Annotated in this window: 14 protein-coding genes and 1 pseudogene; 8 read left to right on the top strand and 7 right to left on the bottom strand. The window is 68.1% G+C overall.

The window, feature by feature from the left end:
* Positions 1–22: 22 nt before the first annotated feature.
* On the bottom strand, positions 23–409 hold the full coding sequence (locus AB0B94_RS06550) for a dihydrodipicolinate synthase family protein (RefSeq protein ID WP_357269186.1): 387 nt from the start codon (positions 407–409) through the stop codon (positions 23–25).
* Positions 410–575: 166 nt separating this feature from the next.
* On the opposite strand from AB0B94_RS06550, the gene AB0B94_RS06545 reads away from it, so the two are divergent.
* The 3 genes from AB0B94_RS06545 to AB0B94_RS06535 all read left to right on the top strand — a co-directional run bounded on the left by AB0B94_RS06545 (position 576) and on the right by AB0B94_RS06535 (position 4403).
* Positions 576–1754, top strand: coding sequence for an MFS transporter (locus AB0B94_RS06545; protein WP_357269183.1), 1179 nt, complete (start codon positions 576–578; stop codon positions 1752–1754).
* Positions 1755–1955: 201 nt separating this feature from the next.
* Positions 1956–2936: a hypothetical protein gene (locus tag AB0B94_RS06540; RefSeq protein ID WP_357269180.1), complete on the top strand. Its 981-nt coding sequence runs from the start codon at positions 1956–1958 to the stop codon at positions 2934–2936.
* Positions 2937–3128: 192 nt separating this feature from the next.
* A complete protein-coding gene (locus AB0B94_RS06535) occupies positions 3129–4403 on the top strand; it encodes a hypothetical protein (protein WP_357269177.1) in 1275 nt (424 codons plus the stop codon).
* 109 nt (positions 4404–4512) lie between these two features.
* Here AB0B94_RS06535 and AB0B94_RS06530 read toward each other — a convergent pair whose 3' ends face one another.
* Entirely contained in the window at positions 4513–5325 is an 813-nt protein-coding gene (locus AB0B94_RS06530; RefSeq protein WP_357269174.1) for an S-methyl-5'-thioadenosine phosphorylase, read from the bottom strand.
* A 17-nt stretch (positions 5326–5342) separates the two neighbouring features.
* Here AB0B94_RS06530 and AB0B94_RS06525 point away from each other — a divergent pair, with 17 nt between their 5' ends.
* A complete protein-coding gene (locus AB0B94_RS06525; protein WP_357269171.1) occupies positions 5343–5555 on the top strand; it encodes a hypothetical protein in 213 nt (70 codons plus the stop codon).
* Positions 5556–5568: 13 nt separating this feature from the next.
* On the opposite strand, the gene mtnC is transcribed toward AB0B94_RS06525, so the two are convergent.
* From mtnC to mtnA, 4 genes are read right to left on the bottom strand one after another with little or no spacing between them, the layout of a single operon-like run.
* Positions 5569–6273, bottom strand: a complete 705-nt coding sequence (gene mtnC, locus AB0B94_RS06520; RefSeq protein WP_357269167.1) for an acireductone synthase — start codon at positions 6271–6273, stop codon at positions 5569–5571.
* The gene (locus AB0B94_RS06515) at positions 6270–6851 is read right to left on the bottom strand and encodes a cupin domain-containing protein (RefSeq protein WP_357269164.1); all 582 of its coding nucleotides are present in this window, start codon (positions 6849–6851) and stop codon (positions 6270–6272) included. The genes mtnC and AB0B94_RS06515 overlap by 4 nt, the downstream gene beginning before the upstream one ends.
* Entirely contained in the window at positions 6848–7516 is a 669-nt protein-coding gene (gene mtnB / locus AB0B94_RS06510; RefSeq protein ID WP_357269161.1) for a methylthioribulose 1-phosphate dehydratase, read from the bottom strand. Before mtnB ends, AB0B94_RS06515 begins: the two co-directional genes overlap by 4 nt.
* On the bottom strand, positions 7513–9030 hold the full coding sequence (gene mtnA, locus AB0B94_RS06505) for an S-methyl-5-thioribose-1-phosphate isomerase (protein ID WP_357269158.1): 1518 nt from the start codon (positions 9028–9030) through the stop codon (positions 7513–7515). The genes mtnB and mtnA overlap by 4 nt, the downstream gene beginning before the upstream one ends.
* 792 nt (positions 9031–9822) lie before the next feature.
* On the opposite strand from mtnA, the gene AB0B94_RS06500 reads away from it, so the two are divergent.
* Positions 9823–10233, top strand: coding sequence for a hypothetical protein (locus AB0B94_RS06500; protein WP_357269155.1), 411 nt, complete (start codon positions 9823–9825; stop codon positions 10231–10233).
* 176 nt (positions 10234–10409) lie between these two features.
* On the top strand, positions 10410–12605 hold the full coding sequence (gene fxsT / locus AB0B94_RS06495) for an FxSxx-COOH system tetratricopeptide repeat protein (protein WP_357269152.1): 2196 nt from the start codon (positions 10410–10412) through the stop codon (positions 12603–12605).
* 268 nt (positions 12606–12873) lie between these two features.
* Here fxsT and AB0B94_RS06490 read toward each other — a convergent pair.
* A pseudogene (locus AB0B94_RS06490) lies at positions 12874–13163 on the bottom strand (HD domain-containing protein); the annotation flags it as partial.
* Between the two features lie 358 nt (positions 13164–13521).
* On the opposite strand from AB0B94_RS06490, the gene AB0B94_RS06485 reads away from it, so the two are divergent.
* Both AB0B94_RS06485 and AB0B94_RS06480 read left to right on the top strand, forming a co-directional pair.
* Positions 13522–13689, top strand: a complete 168-nt coding sequence (locus AB0B94_RS06485; RefSeq protein ID WP_357269149.1) for a hypothetical protein — start codon at positions 13522–13524, stop codon at positions 13687–13689.
* Between the two features lie 10 nt (positions 13690–13699).
* Positions 13700–14599 (top strand): cobalamin-binding protein, encoded by a 900-nt coding sequence (locus AB0B94_RS06480; RefSeq protein WP_357269146.1) that lies wholly within the window; start codon positions 13700–13702, stop codon positions 14597–14599.
* The last annotated feature ends 3 nt before the right edge of the window (positions 14600–14602 follow it).

Here is a 14602-nt window from a genome sequence, read left to right as displayed (position 1 = left end):
TGAGGGCACCCCTGGGGCGTCGTCACAGGGCGTCCGGCAGGGGGATGAGCCGCGTGGATCTCCCGGACTCCGGCGAGATCGCCCGCCCGCCGCGGGATGTCGTAAGGCACGTCGGTCGAGTCGGCTGCCGCGCGGGAGTGCGCGGCGACACCGGCTGGATCGGCTTGCGGTAGTGGGGCATGACGAGCAGCAGAGCCCGCGCGCCGATCTCGGCGGACCGCGAAGCCAGGTCGATGCTGTGAGCGGGGGAGCTGGATCCGACGCCGGCGGTGATCACCACGCGGCCCTCCGCCGCCTCGACCAAGATGCGGATGACCGCGATGCTCTCGTCGTCGTTCAGGGTCGCGGCCTTTTCTCCGGATCCTGCCCATCGACCTGGGTGAGGCTCCCGCCGATCATCCCATGGCACGCGCCACCGGTTACGTTGTCCGCATGAAGCACTCCACGTCGTGCCGGTGCGACGACCTCAAACATGACCACGCGCTGCGCGCTCGACACTGCACCGTGGACATTGCGGGGTCGACTTTGTGCCGCCGTGGGTTAATGCGCGCGTGAACAAGGAATCCAGCACGGGGGTGCAGGCATACAGGGCCCTGCTCGGCGAGCGGGACATGCGCCGGTTGGCCGTCGCGGCCCTGGTAGCGCGCCTGACGATGAGCATGTGGTCGGTCGTGCTGTTCCTGCTCGTGGCCGACCGGCGCGACGAGGCGTCGGCCGCCCTGGCGTTGGCCGCCTATACGGTGGGCCAGGCACTCACGGCCCCCGTACGAGGCCGATGGATCGACCGCCGGGGCGTGCAACCCGTGCTCCTCGTCACCACCAGCCTCTACATCCTGATGGTGGCCGTCCTGGTCGCCGTTATCGAGGGTTCGTCGATGCCGGTGATCGCAGGAGTCGCCGTGCTGAGCGGCGCTTTCATGCCGCCGGTCGCTGCCACGATCCGTGGACTCTGGATCGCCCTCACCCTCCCGGGAAAGGGCCGGCACACAGCGATGGCTCTCGACGCTGTCCTGCTCGAGGTGGCCTTCGTCGTCGGCCCCGCGGCAGCGGGCCTGCTGGCGACTTGGACGGATCCGGCCGTCGCGGTCCTGCCCGTCATCGCCCTGCTGGTCCTGTCCGCGGTCTTGGTGATCCGGTCGGAACCGGCCGATCAGGTGCCCGCCTCCCGGAGCAAGGGCGGATGGGGACCGGTTGCCTCTTCGCCGTTCAGGACGACCCTGCTACTCGCGCTGGTCCCGTCCCTGGTCAGCGCCGCCGTCGAGGTGCTGCTGCTGACGATCAGCCACTCCGGCGGCTACGAGTGGGCGGGAGGACTGCTGCTGGCCGGAATGGCCGTGGGCAGCCTCGTCGGAGGACTTGTCTTCGGCGCGTACGGCAGTGGACGTACTCCGCAGAGCTGGTTGCCGATCATGCTGCTGCTGACGGCCGGCGGCATCCTGATGCTGCTCCTGGGTCAGGCCGCGCCATGGAGCTTCATCGTCATCGCTCCCCTGGTCGGCGCCACCACGGCACCCTGCCTGGCCACTGTCTTCTCGCTCTCGGCGGCGACCACCCCCCCGGGGCAGCGGACCGAGGCGCAGTCCTGGGTCAACACGAGCCTCGCGCTGGGCTTCGCCATGGGTGCACTCGTCGTTGCCCCCTTCGCCGATCAGGTCGATGTCGCCGTGGTGCTTCTCGTCGTGATCGCTGCGGTCGGCGCGCTGGCCGCCCGGCTCGTGGGCCCCTCGCTGGCCAGGCACGCGGGGCCCGAGTAGCACGGAGATCACCGTTATACTGGTCGATGTCAGAAGGCGCGCCGTGACGACGTCGACGCATGTGTGTGCGACAGACGAAAGCCGGGGGGAATGATCAGCTCCACTGTCCCATCAGCCTGGCCCCAACCAGGGAGCTTCTACTCTTCGCCGAACTGGCTGCGCTTCGTCGACTCCGACGGCGTCGGCCGTCCCGCCTACCTGATGAAGGACGGTGCCGGGCTCGTCGCCCACCACGCGCCGGACGAAGGTCATCCGGACTATCGCTTCGAGACCCTGCTCGACAGCGAGGACGACCGTGCGCGGCTGCTGCTCGGTGGACGCCGGGGATTCTGCTCCCCGGTGATCGGGACTCGTCGGTCGCCCGCAGCGCTGGCGGAGCTCATCGACGCGGCCCTCGAGGCGTTCCCCGAGGTACACGGCGCCTGGTGGTGGCCATACCTGCCGTCGAAGGACGTGCCGCACGTCGTGGCGGCCGCGCGTTCGCTCACCGGAGAGACCCCCGGGGTGCACCTCGTCGACGCCGACTGCACCGTGCAGCAAATTCCTGCGGATGGACCCTTCGAGTCGAAGCTGACGAAGTCGCAACATCGACACTGGCGCCGCGAGTGGCAGCGCTTCGTCAAGAGCGGCCTCGAGCTCCGGCAGGTGTCGATCGACGAGATCGTCGCGTACGGGGCTCCGCTGCTGCAACAGGTCGAGCTCAAGTACGGCAACGAGCACGAGGAGGAGAACCTGCGGGCAACCCTCGGCCGCCAGGCCCGCATCCTCCGCGAGGAGGCCGTGGCGCACGCCGTCTTCGACGGCTCGCGCATGACCGGGTACTCGCTCGGCTACCGGTCGGGCAGGCAACTCGCGCTTCGTTCGATCGGCCTGAACTACGGGGAGCTGCGCAATGCCGCGGAGTACGCGGTGCTCCTAGTGCACGGGCCCGTACGGTTCGCCCAGGAGAACGGCATCGAATCCCTGCACCTCGGCACCCGCAGCTACGAGGCTAAATGTCGGCGGGGCGCGCGGGTCCGCGGCCTGTGGGCGGTGGCACCCGGAACCACCACGTCGAAGAAGAAGATCGAGGAGCTCGCCGGGTCGGTCCTGGCCCAGCTCCCCGCCGTGGATGCTGCGGCGTTCCGCTCGGAGATCGACGCGGTCCTGGCCTCGCTCCTCGTCGAGAGTGGTCAGGCATGACACTCCCTCGGCTGCCCAGTCGCCTTCGTGGCGGCTGTTACCGGCGGACGTGTCGACGAAGAACCGAACCTCGTCGATGTTGAGTGACCACGGCAGGCCCCCGAAGGGCGACCGCCACAAGCCATCTGCTGATCCTCGCCGAGTTCCGACAGGACGTTACTTCCCAGATCTGATCGAAAGGATGGTGCCGTAGTGACCGCCCACGCCGTGGTCCTGACCACCGTGCGCCGCGCCTTCCCGTTCCGTCTGCTCGACCCCGCATCCGTCGACCACGTGACCATCGTGGCGGAGGCGGGCCACCCCCACCACTTCCCCGACGGCGGCGGCGCGTCCCGTCTACCCACCATGCAGGTCGTCGAGGTCGACGACATCCGCGACACGACCCAGGTGCTCGTCGCCGTCCGTCGGGTGGCCGCGTCACGTCCTGTGGATCGCATCATTTCGCCGGTCGAGTTCGGGGTACCGACCGCCGGGTTCCTGCGGTCCTCGCTCGGGATCCCCGGAGATTCGTACGACGTCGCACTCGCCTTCTCCGACAAGTTCCTCATGAAGCGACGCCTGATCGAGGCAGGCCTGAAGACAGCTCAGGTCCAGCGAGTTTTCGAACCGACAGACGTCCTGAAGGCGGGCGACAGCCTGGGATGGCCGGTCGTCGTCAAGCCGACGTTCGGCGCCCTCTGCATGGACGTGACCCGGATCGACGGGCCGGAGGCAGCGAGGGCCTGGGCGACCGGGCCGACCGGAGCGCGTCTGCGCGCCGAGGAGATGCCGGTGGCCGTGGAGCAGTACGTGGCGATGGACCGCGAGTTCCACGTCGACGCCGTTCTTCACGAGGGCAAGGTGCTGTTCGCCGCCGTGTCGATCTACTTCGACCCGCTGCTCGGCCGGATCGACGACTTCGACGGATCGTGGATCGTTCCCCCCGACCACCCTGACCATGACGAGGCGCTGGAGGTCGCCAGCCGGGCCACGATCGAGTTGGGGCTCCGCGACGGGGTCGCCCACGTGGAGCTCTACCGGTCCCGCGACGGCTTCCGGGTCGGCGAGGCGGCGTGCCGACCCGCGGGCGGCGGCATCGTCGAAGCCATCAGGCACCAGCACGGAGTCGATCTGTGGGAGGCATTCTGGTCCTTGGGGCTCGGGTACACGCCGGCGCTGGACGTCATGTCGACCGACGGCATTGTCGTCAACGTGAACCTTCCGATCCGTCCGGGCCGGATCGTCGAGATGTCCTCCGAGGAGGAGATCCGCGCGGCGGTACCCGGACTGATCGACGTGCGGATGACCATGAGCGCTGGCGACGTGGTCACGTCGGACCTCAACTCGTCGTCGACGCCAGGGGTCGTCTTTTTCCGCGCCCGCGACGAGGCAGAGATCGCTCCCACGATGGCGGCGCTGCGGCGTGCCTTCCGGCTAGAGGTCGAGCCTACGGATGGGTCAACGCCCGCAGGGGCTCGGTCCACGTAGGAGCGTGGTGAAGTCGCCCCTCGACTGACGATCGTGTGAGAAGCAGCGGTAAGGCTGTCCAGTGTCCCTGCCGTGGGCAGGTGCCGGCCGGGTGCGGCCCTTGATCGTGTCAGCTGGGCACGGCATCCCGGGCGACTGCGATGCCGTCGAGGCTTTCCCGGCACGGGCAGGTTCGATCGGCAGGCAGGTCGGCCAAGGCATTCAGAACAATCGACCGGAGGCGGTCGGTGTTCTTCGCGAAGACGTCGAACACCTCGCTCTGATTCACGGCGGAAGCGCTGTCCAGACCGGCGTCGAGGTCAGTGACCAGCGCGACCGCCGTGTAGCACATCGCGAGTTCGCGAGCCAGAACTGCTTCCGGGAGGCCGGTCATGTTGACCACGGACCAGCCCTGAGCCGCGTACCACTGTGACTCGGCCCGGGTCGAAAATCGGGGTCCCTCGACGACGACCATGGTGCCTCCATCCGTCACGGGCATCCCCTCGCGACGCGATGCCGCGACGACTACCTCACGCCCCTGCGAGCAGTACGGGTCGGCGAACGGTACATGTGCCGCGCCGGAGTCGTAGTAGGTCTGCTGGCGGCCGCTGGTGCGGTCGACGAGTTGGTCCGGGATCACGAGGCTTCCCGGCCCGAGTTCGGGTCGCAGTGAGCCGACGGCGCACGGGGCGATGATCTGGCGGACGCCGATCGAGTGCAGTGCCCAGAGGTTCGCGCGATAGTTGATCCGGTGCGGCGGGTAACGGTGGTCGCGGCCGTGCCGGGGGAGGAACGCCACATCACGGTCGCCGACGCGACCGACAAGGACGGCGTCCGACGGTTCGCCGTACGGGGTGCTGACATGCACTTCGCGGGCTTCGTCCAGCAGCGAATAGAAGCCGCTTCCGCCGATGACCGCCAACGACGCTTGTAGCGCTGACATGATCTCTCTCCTCATGGATGGAATTTCGTGAGTCGATGGATTGTCCCGTCGATGGCCGCGTCGCTTGTGCAGAACGCGAAGCGGACGAACTGCCGGCCCACATCGATGTCGTCGAAGAGTGCCTGTGCCGCAGTGGCGACCAGAGGGCACCCGTACTGGTTGAGGGCAGAGCCGATCGTGTGCTGTGCCGCCAGCATCGCTGCATCCCGCTGAAGATCGTCGAACTCTGATGCCGCGACCGGCTCACGTCGGCCTGCCGACCGGCTGCGGGCGCACAGACGAGAAATCAGTGACCCAGGCGTGGGCGCCGAAGTCAGTTGGCGGGTTCCCGGGTCGGTGCACACCCAGGGTATGCCAGCCGGCGGCGCGGGCGGCGGCCAGTTCGACGGGCCGGTCCGAGGCGAACAGGATCCGGTCCGCGGCTACGCCGATCTCCCGGCTGATCCGTTGGTACGCCGCGGGATCGGTCTTGGCGCCCATGCCCTGCGCGTCGAAGAGCCGGTCGACCAGCGGTCGCAGATCACCCAGCTCGGTGTGGCGCAGCCAGTCGTGTTGCGCCTGAACGGACCCGGAGGAGAACAGGTGCACGCCGAGGCCGTCGGCACGCCACGTCCGCAGCGCGGTGGGGACGTCGTCGAAGACGTGTGCGGTGAGCGCTCCGCTCGCGTACCCGTCCGCCCAGATCATCCCCTGCAGCGCCTTGAGCGGTGGCGCTTTGACATCCTGGTCGATCCAGCCGTTGATGACGACGACCAGTTCCGCGCGTGTTGCCGTCGGCTTGCCCGCCAGAGCCGCGGTGGCCCGGAGTATGTCCTGGACATCCGTCGTGTCGCGGTCGAGATACGTGGCGACGCGCTCACGAGAGTAGGGATAAAGAACATCACGGACGAAGGCGAGGGAACCTAACGTGCCCTCGACGTCCAGGACGACCGCGTCGGCACGGCTCACCAATTGGCGCCGATCAACTCGTCGAGGTAAGGGATCTGACGGGCGGTCGGCTCGCCGGTGAAGTCGGCGATCCACCCGTCCTCCTCCTGGAAGAACCGGATCGCCGTGAATTGGGGCTGCCGGCCCATGTCGAACCAGTGCCGGGTGCCGCGCGGCACCGAGAGCAGGTCACCAGCCTCGCACACGACGGCGTGCACCATGCCGTCCAGATTCAGATAGAAGCACCCGCGTCCCTCGACGAAGAACCGGACCTCGTCCTCGTCGTGCACGTGTTCCTCGAGAAACTTCTCCCGTGCCGCTCGGGCCGTGGCGGGCCAGTCCGGGTCGGCGTCGTTGGGCCGCATGCGTACGACGTCCACCAGCCGGTAGCCGCCGGCCTCGCTGATCCTGCGTACGTCATCGCGGTAGGCTTCGAGCACCTGAGCGGAGTCGGCGGCAGCATCGAGCGGCCGGGTCGCGGCCCATCGTTCGAACACGATATTCCAGCGGGACAGTTCGACCCGGATGCGGTCCTCGTCGGTAGTGCGCAGTCGAATGTCGTTGCCGTCGGTAGCCGGCATCACCTGAAGCAGTGTCATAGCAGACCCTCCTGAAATAGATCAGTGTTCGGTGAGGCACTTGCGGCGAGCAGTGTCAACTGGCACATCGCCTCAAGGCATTCGAGGCGATTGCGGGCCACCTCGAGCGACGGACCCCAGGCAGTGACGCCGTGCCAGGCGATCAGGAACACCGGCGGGGTCGCCGCGGACTGCGCCAGGTGGTTCGTTACGTCGGTACCGATGCGTGCGACGTCCGGCCAGTTGGGAAAAACCGGGACGTGGACGCTGGCCGGGTCGACGACGCCGAGGCCCTTGATCAGTTCAAGATCGGCGAACCGTACCGACGTCCGGCTGGCTCGGGCCGCCAACACGGCGACAGCGGTGGCGTGCGGGGAATGCACGTGGATGACCGCGCCACAGCGCGGATCGGCGGCGTATATGGCGGTGTGGATGCTGGTCTCGGCGGACGGCTTCGGCCCGATGGGCTGCACGGGCAACCCGGTCCGCACGCTGACGGGTACGGTGTCGCTCTCCGTCAGCCGTCCCTTGCTGCGTCCGCTCGTGGTGATGAGTATCGTGTCGCTGGCGTCGTCGAGCCGGGTGGAGAGGTTGCCGGACGTTCCCTCGAGCCATCCCCGCAGGTACAGCTCCCGGGCTTCCCCCACCAGGTGAGCGGCGCCGCGGGTGTCGATGACGCCTGTCACGCGGTGGCTCCTTCGTCAGCAAGGGCAACGACCAGGCGACGTCCGTTGAGGCGCTCGACACCGCCGAGCCCGGCGACCTCGAGCAGCACACCGAAGCCCGCGGTACGGGCATGGCTGGCAGAAACCAATTCGGCTGCGGCGGCGAGGGTTCCTCCGGTGGCAAGGACGTCGTCGACGATCAGCACCCTGGCGCCGGGAGCAAGGGCGTCCTTCTGCACCTGCAGCGTGTCAGCGCCGTACTCGAGGCCGTACTGGACGCTGTGTACCGCGCCGGGCAGCTTGCCGGCCTTATGGGCGAACGCCAGCGGGCAGCCGAGCAGTTGCGCGACAAGTGTTCCGACGGGTAGGCCCCGGGGCTCGATGGCGAGGACATGGTCGCACCGTCCGCGGAAGGTATCCGCCAAACGGCGGGCGAGGGCCGCAAGAGCATGCGGGTCCGTGTATACGCCAGCGAGATCGCGGAAGGTCACGTCTGGCTGTGGGACGTCGGCTACGTGGCGGATAAGCGACGTGTCGCCGATGCGGGTGGGCCGGATGACCCGGTCCTCGGTGACAATGGCGGTGATCAAGTCGATCGGTGTGACGTCGAACGCGGGGTTGTACACCGCCGTCCCGGGCTGCGCGATCTGTGCACCCGCGATCTCCAGTACCTCGTCGGCGGGCCGGTCCTCGATGAGGATGTCGTCGCCGTGCGGCGTGGTGACGTCGACCGAGGATTCCGGTGCGACAACGATGAACGGGATGCCGTGGCGCGCTGCGGCCAAAGCCAACGCATAGGTACCGATCTTGTTGGCGGTGTCGCCGTTTGCGGCGATGCGGTCCGCGCCGACGATGACGCAATCGACTGAACCACCGGCCATGGCCGCCGCGGCGGCCGAGTCGATACACAGCCGGTGCGGGATGTCCGCCTCGGCCAGCTCCCACACGGTGAGTCGGGCGCCCTGCAGCAGCGGCCGGGTCTCGGTCGCGAGCACCGAACCCAGATCACGGCTGGCCGCCAGCTCTCGGATCGCGCCCAGGGCGGTCCCCCAGCCACTGGTCGCCAATCGGCCGGTGTTGCAGTGGGTGAGGACGTGCATCGGCCGCCGCGGGGACACCTCACGGATGAGGGTCGCGGCACGTGTCGCTGCGGCACGGTTCGTCCGCTCGTCCTCGGTGATCATGTCGAGGGCCTCTTGCAGAACGGCGTCCGGGCCGTCCGCGAGCCGGCCGAGCGCCCGCTGGACCCCCCACCGCAGGTTCACGGCGGTTGGTCGGGCGGCCGCGAGCAGTTCGGCGTCCGCCCGTACGGCAGCATGATCGACCTCGCCGGCGACGGATCGTAGGTGCGCCGACAGAGCGACACCGAGCCCACCCGCCAGTCCGAGGGTCGGAGCGCCCCGGATGGCCAGGCGCTGAATCGCTGTGATGATCTGATCGATGCCGGTCATGTGCAGAACCGTCATCTCGTGAGGGAGTGTCGTCTGATCGACAGCGACGACGCAGCCGGGTTCCCAATCAATCGAACGCTGCATGAATTGCTCCCTTATCGACGAAGTGCTGAAGTCGGCAGGTCGATACGGCGCCTTGCGGCGTCTCGGAACGTGGCTGCGAGTGGCTGCGCGGCGTCCACAGTGGTCTATCTCGTGGTGATCACCACGGTGGGGCCACCTTGGTCAGCACAGTCACCCGGGCGGGATCGACCGACGGTTCCCCCGGAGCGCTGCTCTCCGGGGCGCCGCCGGCCTGAAGGATCTCGCACACGTAAGGATCGTATCCGTAGTCGATCGAAGTACGTCACCCCCGTCTCACGCAACAAGATCACATAAACCCCCGGAGCGTGAAGATCATCGTCGCCGATGTGGCTGGTTTCATCCGGTCCGAATACGTGCGCATGCTGCGGCGCCCGGGCGCCGGCTGTGGCCGCTCACCCGTGCGGTGTCCACACAGCTCACGCCGGTGATTCACATGCCGATGATCCGAGTATCGCCAGCTCTCAGTTTGCGCAGATCAAAGGTCATTCCCATTCATCGGGGATGGCCTTTTGCTGCCTGTACAGCAGGTAAGTAGAGCAGCCGCGATCGTTGGTCGGTGCGCGGCGCAGCCGGGAGGGCCGTGAACGTGACGGACGTGCTGAAGGTTCAAGACCTTCGCCGGGTATGCGGCGTGCTGCTGGACATGGTGCAGGAGCGGTTCGGCGGCCCGTACTCAGCAGGGCAGGCCGACGGCTGACGGGATGGCGCTGGGTGTGGTTGCAGCGTGACGTTGTGTGCGTTGGTGTGGTACTGATCGAGGTCGCTGATTGCTGGCGTCGAGGGTGAGGGTTGATGGATCCGGATGTGACTTCGTTGGCGGGTGCGGTGGTGCCGTACGTGGCGGCGGCTGCCGGAGCGTACGGGGCGGGCGTGGTGGCGCGGGTGCAGGAGGTAGCGGCGGACGCGACGGTTGGCCTGGGTGGGCGGCTCTTGCGTCGGTTGCTGCGGCGGGAGGAGTCAGCGCCGTTGGTGGAGGCGGCGGTGTTGGATGTGGCCGAGGACCCGGCTGATGATGATCGGTTGGCGGCGTTGCGGTTGCAGATCCGGAAGGCGGTGGCTGCTGATGCGGAGTTGGCTGCCGAGTTGTCGCAGATGCTTGCGTCAGCGGGGGTGACGATCACGGCATCGGGCGAGCGGTCTGTCGCCAGCCAGACGATCAGTGGGGTGGTGATCACCGGGGATGACGGCCAGGTGACTCGATGAGCGACCGGTATTCTGCCGGCCCTGACGGGGAGCCTGGTGGAGTAAGCGCTGAGGGCGACCGGTCGGTCTCGGCGCGTGAGATCAGCGGGCTTGCCATCACGGGGGACGACGCGAAGGTTGACGCGCGGCGGATCGAGCTGCATCGGGCGTCGACGGCACCCGATACCGGGAAGCGGTTGCACAACCTGCCCAAGCCGGCGACGCGGTTGTTTGTGGGCCGTCGGGACGAGTTCGCTGCGTTGGAGGAGGTGATGTCCGCTGGTAGCGGGGTGATCTGTCAGGCGGTGCATGGCCTGGGTGGGGTGGGTAAGACCGAGTTGGCGTTGCAGTACGCCCACCGGTGGCGCGACCGGTATCTGGTGCGGTGGTGGGTGACTGCTGACAGTCCGGCGGCGATCGAGAGCGGTTTGGCGGCGTTGACGGCCCGGTTGAACCCGGATCTGGTGCTGACGGCTACGGCAGCGGAGGCTGCGGGGTGGGCGGTCGGCTGGTTGCAGAACCAGTCGGGTTGGTTGCTGGTGCTGGACAATGTAGAGCAGCGCTCGGATGTCGAGCCACTGTTGGCGCAGTTGGACACCGGGCACCTCCTGATCACGACGCGGCGTGATGTGAATTGGGAGACGCTGGCCGACGGGTGTCTTCGACTGGACATGCTGGATCGTGAGTCCGCCGTGCGGCTGTTGCTGGAGCATGCGGGACAGCAGGATCTGTTGGCGGCGGCGGTGTTGGCCGACGAGTTGGGGTATCTGCCGTTGGCGTTGCAGCAGGCGGCCGGCTATCTGAGGCAGACCCGCCTGCCGGTGTCGGTCTATCTGGATCGGCTGCGGGACCAGCCCGCCGAGGTGTTGAACACGATCGCGGAGGGAGACCAGGCCGAGCGGGCGGTGGCCCAGGTATGGCTCCTTACCCTCGACCGGCTGCGTGAAGTCCGGCCGGCAGCGATCGACCTGCTGCGTATTCTGTCGTGCTACGCGCCCGACGACGTGCCGCGTTCGATCTTGGCTGGATATGCCGATCAGGCCGGTGCTGTGGACCAGGCGCTGTCGGCGTTGGCGTCGTACAACCTGGTCACGCTCACGCAGACGACTGTCAGCACTCACCGACTTCTCCAGACGGTGGTCCGCAGCCAGGCGCAAACGCAGGCCGAGGCTGACTACCACGATGAGCAGAGCAACCCACCCGATTCGTTGTGGCAGCGGGTCCTCGACCACGCATTGGCTCTGCTCGAACGCGCCCGTCCATCGGGCAACCCATCAGAAGATGTCGACACCTGGCCGCAATGGAGGGTGTTCGCCCCACACGTCGACGCGTTCGTCCCGCTCATGCCAGAGGACACCCTGGATCTGACCTTCGCGTACCTGCTGGGCCAACTGGGGTTCTATCACTACACGCAGGCCAGGTACCGCCAGGCCGTGAAGGCCGAAAGGCGGGTGTTGGAGATTAGCGAGGCGGCGTTGCCGGTGGGGCATCGCGACGTCGCGCTCCGGTTGGACAACCTGGCCGGCACATTGAGGGCCCTGGGGCAGGCGGAGGAGGCGCTGCCGTTGCAGCGGCGGGCGTTGGAGATCAGTGAGGCGGCGTTGCCGGTGGGGCATCCCGACGTCGCGCTCCGGTTGGACAACCTGGCGGCCACGTTGGGAGCTCTGGGGGAGGCGGAGGAGGCGCTGTCGTTGCGGCGGCGGGCTGTGGAGATCAGTGAGGCGGCGTTGCCGGCGGGGCACCGCAGCATCGCAATCCGGTTGGACAACTTGGCGTACACGTTGGGGGTTCTGGGGCAGGCGGAGGAGGCGCTGCCGTTGCAGCGGCGGGCGTTGGAGATCAGTGAGGCGGCGTTGCCGGCGGGGCACCCCGACATCGCGCTCCGGTTGGACAACCTGGCGGGCACTTTGCAGGATCTGGGGCAAGCGGAGGAGGCGCTGCCGTTACGGCGGCGGGCGTTGGAGATCAGTGAGGCGGCGTTGCCGGCGGGGCACCCCAGCATCGCTACGCGGTTGAACAACCTGGCGGGCACGTTGGGGGCTCTGGGGCAGGCGGAGGAGGCGCTGCCGTTACGGCGGCGGGCGGTGGAGATCAGTGAGGCGGCGTTGCCGGCGGGGCACCCCGACATCGCGCTCCGGTTGGACAACCTGGCGTATACGTTGGTGGCTCTGGGGCAGGCGGAGGAGGCGCTGCCGTTACGGCGGCGGGCGCTGGAGATCAGTGAGGCGGCGTTGCCGGCGGGACACCCCAGCATCGCAATCCGCTTGGAAAACTTGGCGTATACGTTGGTGGCTCTGGGGCAGGCGGAAGAGGCGCTGCCGTTGCGTCGGCGGGCGTTGGAGATCAGAACAGAAATTCATCGTAGGCGGTCCAATCAGGTTGATGCAGGCTGATTGCATCAACCTTGGTCAGCCCTGGCTCCGGCAATCGGCAACCTGGATGACGATCGGGCCGCACTCTTGCGGACGATCACGGACAATCACGGACGTCGAGGGATGTCTGGACCCAGATCAGCGACGCGTAAAGGTCGCTGAGAAGGGCTTGGGGTTGCCTGAGGGCCAAGAGGCCACGGGTGGCTAGCTCAGCAGCGTCAAAGCGCATCTTGTACGGTTCGGACGCTGTGCCCTGCAGCAGGATCAAAACAACGCCAGTGTTGAACGCTTACTCCCGCGGCGGGGGAGTGAGCCAGGCCAGGGGTTGTCCGCTGAGGGCGGCGTCGGCAAGACGGTGGGCGCTGGCGGTCTTGAGGGCGGCTCGTGAGCTGCCGATCCAGCGCTGTACGTTGTCGACCCCTTGGTGGCGGTACTCGACGGCTTGGACGAGGCATTCCAGTTTGTCAGCGTCGCGGGCGACGACAGCTTCCAGTGTCTCGCCGGCTTCGTATTCGGCGACGGCGGCGGTGATGACGTCGGCGACGGCTGGGGGCAGGCGGCGACCTGGTCAGCGGTGACGGCGGCGTCGTGGTCGTCGGTCATCTGTCCGTCCGTGTGCCGGGCGTGGTGGTCGCGGCTCACGCCGTACCCGTGCTGGCGGGTGGACTGGGCGACCAGCCGGCAGGCGCGGTCGATGACAACGGCGCTGCTCGGAGGCCGCGCATGACCACGCACGGTCCGGTGCTGCCGATTTGGAGCTGCGGCGGCTGCGATGCGCCGTGGCCCTGCCGCACGCGGCAGCGCGAGCGACGCGCCGAGTTCGACGACGCTCCGATCTCCCTGGCTCTCTACCTGGGTGCCCAGCTGGTGCGGGCCTCCGAGGACCTGACCTGGGTGCCGGCGGGTGCGCTGCACAGACGCTTCCCGGCTGGCTCCGATGAGCATCCTGCGGCCTGGCGACGAGAAGTTCCACTACAGCGACGGCTCGCACAAGTGGGTCCGGCCGAACCCGGACTACGACCAAAAGGTCTGGGACGAGCAGGTCCGCCAGCACAAGCGTGGTCTCACTGTCGGGGAGTGGACGTGGCTCGGCCGCGCCTGGTAGGCAGGCGGGTGTGCGAATCGTCTCCCTGTTGCCGGCAGCCACGGACATCGTGGCCATGCTTGGCCTGACCGGGCACCTGGTCGGGCGTACCCACGAGTGTGACTGGCCGCCGGAGGCCCTGGTCGACGTCCCGGCGGTGACCGCGACTTCCCTGCCGGAGACCTTGACGAGCCGGGAGATCTCGGCGGCGATCGCCGGTGACGCGCACCGAGGCTCGTCGTTGTACCAGCTCGACGTCGCCATGCTGGAGGGGTTGAAGCCGGATCTGATCCTGACCCAGGATCTGTGCGACGTGTGTGCGGTCTCCTACGAGCGGGTCAACGACGCGGTTGGTCTGATCGATCTCGGCACCAGCGTGATGTCCCTGGAGGCGGGGACCATCGACGGGATCCTGGACACTGTCGACGCCGTGGCCGCGCTGACCGGCGCCGAAGGCAGGGCGGCGGAGATCCGGGCCGACGCCGAGCGTCGCCTCGCCGCGTTGCCGGGGTCGGCGCCCGGCGCGCCGACGGTGTTGTTCGTCGAGTGGCTCGACCCGTTGATGCCTGGTGGGCACTGGGTGCCGGAGCAAATCGCCTACGCGGGCGGGCGGTCTCTGCTGCTCGGGCCGGGCGCGCACAGCACCCCGCAGCCGTGGTCGGTGGTCGCCGACCTGGCTCCCGACGTGGTGGTGTTCGGGCCGTGCGGGTTCACGCCGGAGCGGACCGTCGGCGAGTTGTCCGTGGCGACCGCGCAACCCGGCTGGGCGGACCTACCCGCGGTGCGTAACGGGCAGGTGTGGGTGGTCGACGGGCCTTCCTACTTCAACCGCCCCGGCCCGAGGGTCGTCGACGGCGCGGAGATCCTCGCCGGCATCCTCGGCGGCCGCCCCGACTCCCGCGCTCGGCGGGTGCCCCTCGACGTCGGCTGACGT

Source organism: Micromonospora sp. NPDC048986, assembly GCF_040649335.1.
In the GTDB taxonomy this organism is placed as follows: Bacteria; Actinomycetota; Actinomycetes; order Mycobacteriales; family Micromonosporaceae; genus Micromonospora; species Micromonospora alfalfae.
Note: the sequence above shows the minus strand (reverse complement) of the source record. Positions and strands in the feature narration are given on the sequence as shown.